The 907-nt window shown below is 57.1% G+C and carries 3 protein-coding genes; all 3 read right to left on the reverse strand.

The features are described 5' to 3' along the window. The coding region (locus ACJHYR_RS27895; protein WP_410233221.1) for a phage portal protein at positions 1 to 407 on the reverse strand (407 nt) is incomplete at its 3' end. Continuing rightward, positions 404 to 610 carry a phage head-tail joining protein gene (locus ACJHYR_RS27900; protein WP_000259002.1) on the reverse strand — a complete coding sequence of 69 codons (207 nt, stop codon included), beginning with the start codon at positions 608 to 610 and terminating at the stop codon, positions 404 to 406. The genes ACJHYR_RS27895 and ACJHYR_RS27900, both read right to left, overlap by 4 nt. Next, positions 594 to 907: terminase gpA endonuclease subunit (locus tag ACJHYR_RS27905; RefSeq protein WP_102166997.1), on the reverse strand; the 314-nt coding region annotated here is incomplete at its 5' end. The genes ACJHYR_RS27900 and ACJHYR_RS27905, both read right to left, overlap by 17 nt.

Genomic DNA, 907 nt, shown 5'->3' on the forward strand with positions numbered 1-907 from the left:
CGGATAAATTCCGTGAACGTGCGTTTTCCTTCCACGTCGATCTCGCCAGACATCCCTTCGGCGTATTCCGACCAGGCCGCCTCCACCTCATCGACAAAGCTTTTTGCTGCGGTCTCCCGCATCCCCAGCCAGCGCCAGTTCGGACGGTAGCTGATCAGAAACATATGCCCGACTATGTGATCCTTATGCAGGGCCACCGCATTAGCCGCTATTCCGTTATTGCGCACCAGATCATCTGCCCGGGCATTCCCCAGACGCAACGCGGGCAGCAGGGCCGCATCGACACTCTGCGCCGGTGGCAACCACTCCGCCATTTGCCCGCCAAATCCTGCGCCGCCCCCGTTGTAGCTGAGACTCTCACGAAGCGGAACGCCGTTCACATCAATCAGGACAGGCGTTCTTTTCATAACCTCACTCCCAGCGGACGACGGCGACGTCGGGTTGTCCCCAGTACCGACTCCGCATCATTGATCGCCCGGTTAAGCTCATCCAGAGAAGCCGCCGTATATTCAATTCTGCGACCATCTTTCTGGACAGACACCACCCGTTTACCGGTTAATAAATCAAGGCGCGCCTGACGCAGCGCCTGCAGTTCAGCGACTGTAACCATTCACTCCTCCGGACAGCTTCGCTGCCAGTTCTTTAAGGGTTGGCCGGGTCGTCTCTTCTTCCCGGGATTTTGCCAGTACAGCCAGATCAAGCTGCCAGCGTTGCACGGACACACGTAATGCCGCGTAGGCATACACCAGGCAGTCCAGCGCTTCGTTACGCCGCTTTTTGTTATCCCACAGCAGACGCATCTTTCCTTTTTCCCACTTCTCCACAAGCTCTTCCGCGACCAGTTGCTGCGCCTCTGTCTGCGAAAAAATCTCCGGATCATCAGGAAAACGGATGGCATACGACGTGG

The organism is Escherichia sp. WS1450, from assembly GCF_046487395.1.
Taxonomy (GTDB): domain Bacteria; phylum Pseudomonadota; class Gammaproteobacteria; order Enterobacterales; family Enterobacteriaceae; genus Escherichia; species Escherichia coli.